The 7,090-nt window shown below is 76.1% G+C and carries 6 protein-coding genes and 1 pseudogene; 2 read left to right on the plus strand and 5 right to left on the minus strand.

All coding sequences use genetic code 11. The annotated features are described in order from the left end of the window. Positions 1 to 159 precede the first annotated feature (159 nt). Both FRZ03_RS13090 and FRZ03_RS13095 read right to left on the minus strand, forming a co-directional pair. Positions 160 to 900: pseudogene (locus FRZ03_RS13090) on the minus strand (MbnB/TglH/ChrH family RiPP precursor modification enzyme); the annotation flags it as partial. A gap of 291 nt (positions 901 to 1,191) precedes the next feature. Next, positions 1,192 to 1,851, minus strand: a complete 660-nt coding sequence (locus tag FRZ03_RS13095) for a peptidyl-tRNA hydrolase (RefSeq protein WP_261398969.1) — start codon at positions 1,849 to 1,851, stop codon at positions 1,192 to 1,194. A gap of 99 nt (positions 1,852 to 1,950) precedes the next feature. Between FRZ03_RS13095 and FRZ03_RS13100 the strand changes: the two genes are divergently transcribed. Continuing rightward, a complete protein-coding gene (locus FRZ03_RS13100) occupies positions 1,951 to 2,820 on the plus strand; it encodes an ABC transporter ATP-binding protein (protein WP_146465317.1) in 870 nt (289 codons plus the stop codon). Continuing rightward, positions 2,817 to 3,488: an ABC transporter gene (locus FRZ03_RS13105; RefSeq protein ID WP_146465318.1), complete on the plus strand. Its 672-nt coding sequence runs from the start codon at positions 2,817 to 2,819 to the stop codon at positions 3,486 to 3,488. The genes FRZ03_RS13100 and FRZ03_RS13105 overlap by 4 nt, the downstream gene beginning before the upstream one ends. A 59-nt stretch (positions 3,489 to 3,547) precedes the next feature. On the opposite strand, the gene FRZ03_RS13110 is transcribed toward FRZ03_RS13105, so the two are convergent. The 3 genes from FRZ03_RS13110 to FRZ03_RS13120 all read right to left on the minus strand — a co-directional run bounded on the left by FRZ03_RS13110 (position 3,548) and on the right by FRZ03_RS13120 (position 6,909). Beyond that, positions 3,548 to 4,420, minus strand: coding sequence for a polysaccharide deacetylase family protein (locus tag FRZ03_RS13110; protein ID WP_261398970.1), 873 nt, complete (start codon positions 4,418 to 4,420; stop codon positions 3,548 to 3,550). Positions 4,421 to 4,497: 77 nt separating this feature from the next. Then, on the minus strand, positions 4,498 to 6,027 hold the full coding sequence (locus tag FRZ03_RS13115; RefSeq protein WP_146465319.1) for an FAD-dependent oxidoreductase: 1,530 nt from the start codon (positions 6,025 to 6,027) through the stop codon (positions 4,498 to 4,500). A 30-nt stretch (positions 6,028 to 6,057) separates the two neighbouring features. Then, the gene (locus FRZ03_RS13120) at positions 6,058 to 6,909 is read right to left on the minus strand and encodes a PPK2 family polyphosphate kinase (protein WP_186785396.1); all 852 of its coding nucleotides are present in this window, start codon (positions 6,907 to 6,909) and stop codon (positions 6,058 to 6,060) included. Positions 6,910 to 7,090 lie beyond the last annotated feature (181 nt).

Here is a 7,090-nt window from a genome sequence, read left to right on the forward strand (position 1 = left end):
TGCCGCTCACCGCGGCGGCGATCGTGCTCTACCACGTGGCGATCGCCGCCGCGGTGAGCGGCACGTTCTCGCCGTGACGTCGTTGAACAGCCCCTCCCGCCCCAGGCGCGACACCAGGCGCCCCGGCAGCCCGAGCTGCCCCGCGCCGCTGCTCGCGCCGACCGCGCCGGGCGGGGCGACCCGCGAGGCGAGATCGGCGAGGATGCCGAGCACGGCGTCGGGCACGGGATGCGCGTGGCTGTCGTGCCAGACGCCGTCACGCTCGAAGCCGCCCGCGACATGGACGTACGCGACGGCCTCCAGCGGCAGCTCGGCCAGCGCCTCGGCGGGGTCCTCGCCACGGTTGACGTGATTGGTGTGCAGGTTGGCCACGTCCACGAGGAGCCGTACGCCGGTCCGCTCGGCCAGCTCGTACAGGAACTGTCCCTCGGTCAGCTCCTCGCCGGGCCAGGAGAACAGGGCGGCGATGTTCTCCACGGCCAGCGGCACCGGCAGCGCCTCCTGGGCGATCCGCACGTTCGCGCAGAGCACGTCGAGCGCGTCCCGGGTGCGCGGCACGGGCAGCAGATGGCCCGCTTCGAGCCGCGGCGAGGCGGTGAGCGGGCCGCCCGCCCGGACGAACGCGATGTGCTCCGTGACCAGCGGCGCCCCGAGCGCCACCGCGCGCTCCGCGAGGGCCGTCAGCCGGCCCTCGTCGGGCCGCTCCGCACCCCCGAGACCGAGCGAGACACCGTGCGGCACCACGGCCACCCCGCGCTCCCGCAACCGCCGCAGCGACGCCGGGAGATGGCCCGGACAGACGTTCTCCGCCACGACCTCCACCCAGTCGACGCCGGGCATGCGCTCCACGGCCTCCGCGATCTCCGGCCGCCAGCCGATCCCCGTCCCCAGTCGATCCATCCCCGCCCCCCATCTCACGACGGGGGTTATGGCCCACCGAGCCGGCCCCGAACCCCGCGCGCGCCGGCTTCAGAGCAACATTTGAGGTTGGCCACCGCGGCGTCTCTGCAGCGCGGAGCCTCACTCCGGTCGGCCCCGCCGTTGCCCCGGCCGTTCCGATCACCACCGGGGTCGCCCTTGTGCGGCGTCGTTCCCGGCACTCGGCACGACAGGCCGACGCGGCCTCGTCGGCCGTCCCTGGGCGGGCGGGTCGGTCGGCAGGCGGCCTTGACGCGCGCTCGGCGCAGGCGTTCAGCGCAACGCCGGATGGTCCGCGACCACCGTGCACGACCCCGGTGCGATCTCCGTGAACCCCGCGTCGCGGACCACCGGCAGGCCGCTCTCGGTGAGGCGGGTCCAGTCGGTGGGGCTCGCCGTGCGGACGGAGAGGGGGTAGCCGGCGGCGCGCCAGGTGGTGCGGGCCGCTTCGGGCAGGGCCCACCAGGCCAGTTGGGCGCCGTGGCCGGTCTGGGCCATGGTCTTGCCGGCGGACATGGTCAGTTCCGGGTTGAGCCAGAGGACCGGCGTGCCCGGGTCCGCGGGCAGGGGCGGCTCCGGATCGTCCAGTTCGGTGCCGGAGACCTGGAGCTTCGCCAGGTCCTTGGGCCAGCCGTCCAGCGGGACCGGCGGGAAGACCCGTACCTCCGCGGACTTGCCGGTCACCGTGATGCCGGGCAGCGCCTCTGCGCGCCGCCACTCGGCGCCCCGGGCCCGCCGGACCACCTTGCGGATGCGGGCGTCCTCCCAGCCGCGCACCAGCTCGGCCCACTCGCCGTCGCCGCGTGCCCGCTCGTCGCCGAGCAGCGTCAGCACGGCCCGCGCGGAGGTCTCCAGGGCGTCGGTGCGCGCGGGCGGCGCGGCGCGTTCGATGCGGACGACGAGGGGCAGCACGTACTCGGGAACTTCGCTCACGAGGGTCCAGCCTACGAAGCCGCCCGCGCGCCGCTCAACGCGCGGTCCCGTATCCCGGCCGCGGCCCCTCGGCGGGGCGTGCTGCAGAAGAATGAGCCCATGCACCGTCATCTGCGCCTGACCGCCGTGGGGCGCCGCTACGGCGTCCGCGGCCCCTGGGTGTTACGCGGCGTCGACCTCGCCATCGTCCCCGGCACCCTCACCCGCATCGAGGGGGCGAACGGCACCGGCAAGTCGACCCTGCTGCGGCTGCTCGCCCGACTCGACGCGCCCACCGAGGGACGGATCACCGGCCGCCCCCGCACGGCGTACGTGCCGGAGCGGTTCCCGTCCGCGCTGCCGTTCACCGCCGCCGGCTACCTCACCCGCCTCGGCACCGTGCACGGGCTGTCCCGCGCCTCCGCCGCCCGCGCCGCCGGGGTCTGGCTGGAGCGGTTCGGCGCGGCCGGGTACGCGGGCACGCCGATGGCACGGCTGTCCAAGGGCGGCAGCCAGAAGGTCGCCGTCGCGCAGGCGCTGCTCGCCGACCCCGAGCTGCTGGTCCTCGACGAGGCCTGGACCGGGCTGGACGCGGCGGCGCGGGCCGAGCTGGAACGGGCGGTGGCCGAGCGGACCGCCGCGGGCGGCGCCGTCGTCTTCGTGGACCACGACCCGCGCCGGCTGGCCGGGGCGCCGGACGCCACGTACATCGTGGTCGACGGCGGGCTGGAGCGCCGTACCGCCGTGGACGCCCCGGCGGCCGGGGCCTGCGCGGTCGTGGTCGCGCGCGGACCCGCCGGGGCGCGGCTGCCGGCCGAGGCGGCACGGCTCGCCGTCTCCGCCGAGGAGACGGCGCACGGCGGTCACCGGCTGACCGTTCCCGCCGCGCGCTCCGACGTCCTGCTGCGGACCCTGCTCACCGCCCGCCCGCCCTGGCACGTGGTGAGCGTCGCACCCGCACCGCCTTCGATCCCGGAGACCCGGCCATGACCGCACTCCTGCGCTACCACGCCGAACTGCTGCTGCGCTCCCAGCGCTGGCTGCCCCCGGCGATCCTGTACGCCGCGTTCCTCGCGGTGGGCGTGCAGGGCGGCCAGCCGGTGCTGGACTCGCTCGGCTACACGGCCGCCGGGCTGCTGCCGGTGGCCGCCTGGCTGGTGCGGATCTGCGTCACCGGCGAGCCGCCCGCCGCCCGGGCCTGCGCCGCCGCCCCGCGCGGGCCCGCCCGGGCGCACCTCGCCTGTCTGCTGACGGCGCTGCTCGCGGCGGCGCTCCTCGGTACGGCGGCGACGGTCGTCCTCACCCTGATCAGCGATCCGGCGAGCAACGGCGACCGGGTCCCGGTGCCCCGCCCGGCCGCCGGGGCCGCCGGGCTGTCGGCCGTGCTCGTCTGCGCGCTGCTCGGCGCGGCCGTCGGCGCGCTCACCCACTGGCCGCTGCTGCGCGGCGCCGGGCGCGCGGTGCCCGCGATGCTGCTGGGCGCGCTGCTGGCCACGGTGGTCGCGGGCTCCCCGGCGCGGGCCGCGGTCAGCGGGCTGGTGACCGGTTCGCAGTCCGGCCGGGTGCCGGTGCCGCTGCTGCCGCTGGCCGGGGCGGCGCTGCTCACGGCCGCGGCCTTCGCCGTGGCGTGCGCGCTCACCGCCCGCAGAACGCCCTGAGCGGACTCGGCGCCGTCGGCGGTGGCCACCCCGGAACACCCGGAGCGGACTCGGCGGTGTCAGTGGTGGCCGGCGGTCTCGCCGATCAGCTGGGAGACCTTGACGAACCGGAAGCCGCGCTTGCGCAGCTCCGGCACGACGGTGCGGACGACGGTCTCGGTGGTCGGCGCTGCGCTGCGGGTGCAGTGCATGACGACCACCGAACCCGGCTTCACCCCGTCCAGCACCTGCTTGGCGACCGCGTCGGCGTCCGTGGCGAACGCGTCCCCGCTCACCACGTCCCACTGCACCGCGGTCATGCCCAGCCCGCCGAGGGTGCGCAGCACCTGGTCGTTGTAACAGCCGCCCGGGAAACGGAAGTACGGCAGCGTGTCGCGCAGGCCCGCCGCGCGGAAGGCGGTGTTCGCCCGTTCCACGTCCGCCCGCATCTTCGAGGCGTCGAGGGTGGGCAGGCCGTAGCAGCTGGGGGTGAACGCGTAGTGGCTGTAGGAGTGGTTGGCGACCTCGAACTGCGGGTCGGCGCCGAGGCTGCGGGCCTCGTCCGGGTACTGCTCGGCCCACCGGCCGGTCATGAAGACGGTCGCGGGCACCTTGAGGGTGCGCAGGGCGCCGATCAGACCGGGGTTGTCGAAGTGCTCGCCGGCGGCCGCGCGGGGCCCCTCGTCGGCGGTCATGTCGGCGTCGAAGGTGAACGCCACGGTCTTGCCCAGCGTGCGCGGGCCGTGTGCGAAGACCGGGGTCAGGCCGTTCGGGCCCGGCGTGAGCACGGGCGGACGGGAGGCGGACGGGGAGGCGGAGGCCGCGGACCTGGCCGGGGCCGGGCGGGTGCCGCCCGCGGGGCTCTCGGTCCCGCAGGCGGCGAGGGCCGCGCCCAGGGCGCAGACGGCGGTGAGCGCGGTGACGGCGGTGAGACGGCGTGCTGGTCGGATCACCCTACGAACGTAGGGCTGATTGCCCGTTTGTATGCCGATATGACTCGTGGCGCGGCGGTACGGTCACCCGCGCGGCCTCAATCGGCGGACCCGATGTCCCGCCGCTCCAGCGGCCGCACCGCGGGCCCTTGCAGCACCCGGCCGTCCACGTCGAAGCGGGAGCCGTGGCAGGGGCACTCCCAGGCGCGTTCGGCGCGGTTGAAGGAGACCAGGCAGCCCAGATGGGTGCAGCGGGCCGAGACGGCGTGCAGCGCGCCCTCGTCGTCGCGGTGCACCGCGAGCCGGTGGTCCCCGGCCCGGACCAGGGCGCCGTCGCCCGGGGCCAGGTCGTCCAGGGCGGCCGGCGGCTTCAGCCGGTCGCCGACGAAGTGCCGGGCCACCTCGGCCTGCGTCTTCAGCAGCGACGGCGCCTCACGCACCACGGACTTCAGGCGCCGGGGGTCGTACAGCTCCCGCCACGGGCTGTCCCCGCCGGTGATCAGCGCCGTCAGCAGCAGCCCGGCCATGATGCCGCCGCTCAGGCCCCAGCCGCCGAAGCCCGTCGCCACATAGGTGTGCCGGGCGCCCGGGTGCAGCGGGCCGACCAGCGGCACGGTGTCGGTGGAGTCGTTGTCCTGCGTGGCCCAGGCGTGGTCCAGTGCCACCCCGGGGAAGTGCTGCTCGGCCCAGGCGGCGAGCCCGTCGAAACCGGCCCCCGGATCGCCGGTGCCCGGCGTGAAGTGCTCCCCGGTGACCACCAGGAGCCGCCCGTCCTCGCCGTACGGCGCGGTGCGCACCGAGCGGGTGTTCTCCTCCGGGGTGATGTACATGCCCTCCGGGTCCGGTCCGTCGCCCAGCGGCCCGGCGACGACCAGTTCGCGGCGCGGGTGCAGCCGGGCGAACAGCAGGGCCCGGTCGAAGACCGGGTAATGGGTGGCGACGACGACGTCCCGGGCGGTCACCGTGCGGCCCGACTCCGTCGTCAGCCGGCAGGGCCCCGAACCGCCGCCCTCGTCCAGGCCGACGACCCGCGTCCCCTCGTACACCCGGCCGCCGCGCGCGATCAGGTCCTCGGTGAGCGCCCGGAGGTATTTCACCGGGTGGAACTGCGCCTGCCCGGTCACCCGCACCGCGCCCGCCACCGGGAACGGCAGCCCGGTCTCCGTCGTGAACGAGGCGTCCAGACCCGCGGCCCGCGCGGCCCGTGCCTCCGCCCGCACCTCGGCCACCCGCTCCGGGTCCCGCACGTACGTGTACGCGTCCCGGGTCTCCCATTCGCAGGCGATGCCCGACTCGGCCACCAGGGCGGCCGCGTGCTCGATCGCCTCCGACTGCGAGCGGGCGTACAGCCGCGCCCCCTCGGGGCCCCGGGTGCGCCGCAGCCGGTCGTAGACCAGGGTGTGCTGGGCGGTCAGCTTGGCGGTGGTGCAGCCGGTCACCCCGCCCGCGACCCGGCCGGCCTCCAGCACCACCACCCGCAGCCCGGCCCGGGCCAGCTCGTACGCGGTGCTGAGACCCGCCATCCCGGCGCCGATCACGGCCGCGTCGGCCTCGACGTCCTCGGTCAGGGCGGGGTGCCGCGGTCCTGGGGCGGTGCCCAGCCAGTACGACTCGGTGACCTTGCGCATGCCCGCCGGGTACCCCGGCCCCGTCCCGGCTCACGTCTCCCTCAGCAGCCGCTCCCGGCACTCCGCCACGTCGAAGCCGGCCGGCGGGTAGCGCGGGTCCAGCTCGCGCAGGTGTTCCAGGAGCAGCCGGCCGACCGCCCAGTCGCGGTACCACTTGTGGTCGGCGGGGACCAGGTACCAGGGCGCGTACGGGGCCGAACAGCGCTCCAGGGCCAGCTCGTAGGCCTCCTGGTAGGCGGGCCACAGGGCGCGCTCGTCGATGTCGGCGGGGGAGAACTTCCAGCGCTTGTCCGGGCGGTCCAGGCGGCGCAGCAGCCGGCGCCGCTGCTCCTCGAAGGACAGGTGGAGGAAGCACTTGATCACCGTCACACCGTCCTCGGCGAGGCCGCGCTCGAAGTCGTCGATCAGGCCGTAGCGGCTGCCGATCACGGCGGGCGGGACCAGGTGCCGGACGCGGGCGACCAGGACGTCCTCGTAGTGCGAGCGGTCGAAGATGCCGATCTCGCCGGGCCCGGGGAGCTCCCGCCGCACCCGCCACAGGAAGTCGTGCCGCAACTCCTGCGCGGTGGGCGCCTTGAAGGCGTGGATACGGCAGCCGGACGGGTCGAGGTGGCCGATCACATGCTTGACCGTGCCGCCCTTGCCGCTGGTGTCCATCCCCTGGAGCACCAGCAGCACCCGGCGCCGGTCGCCCGCGGTGCCCGCCGCCCACAGCCGCTCCTGGAGGCGGGCCAGCTTCTTGCCCGTGCGGGCGGCGTCGGCGAGCGAGGCCTGCTTGCCGCCGGGGGCGCCGGGGGTGGCCGCCGTGTCGTGCGCGGCCAGCTCCACGGGCTCGCCCGGCGCGAGACGGAGCAGCTCGCGCAGTTCACTCTTCCTCGCCACGGGCGCCCCTTCCGCGTACGCGTCCTTCGATGGTGCGTCGGGCGGCGCGTGCACCGCCGACCGGTCCCCGCTCAGTGACCGTAGCGGCCGGTCAGGGTGCCGGTGGCGAGGGTGTGGCCGGACAGGGCACGCCCGAGGGCGTCGAGGGAGGCGCCGGGGGAGACGGGCGGGCGGCGGTCGG

Source organism: Streptomyces misionensis, from assembly GCF_007896895.1.
Lineage (GTDB): Bacteria > Actinomycetota > Actinomycetes > Streptomycetales > Streptomycetaceae > Streptomyces > Streptomyces misionensis_A.

Coding starts and splice junctions, on each gene's coding strand:
- FRZ03_RS13100 (WP_146465317.1), top strand. CDS start 1,951: ATGCACCGTCATCTGCGCCTGACCGCCGTGGGGCGCCGCTACGGCGTC.
- FRZ03_RS13105 (WP_146465318.1), top strand. CDS start 2,817: ATGACCGCACTCCTGCGCTACCACGCCGAACTGCTGCTGCGCTCCCAG.
- FRZ03_RS13115 (WP_146465319.1), bottom strand. CDS start 6,027: ATGCGCAAGGTCACCGAGTCGTACTGGCTGGGCACCGCCCCAGGACCG.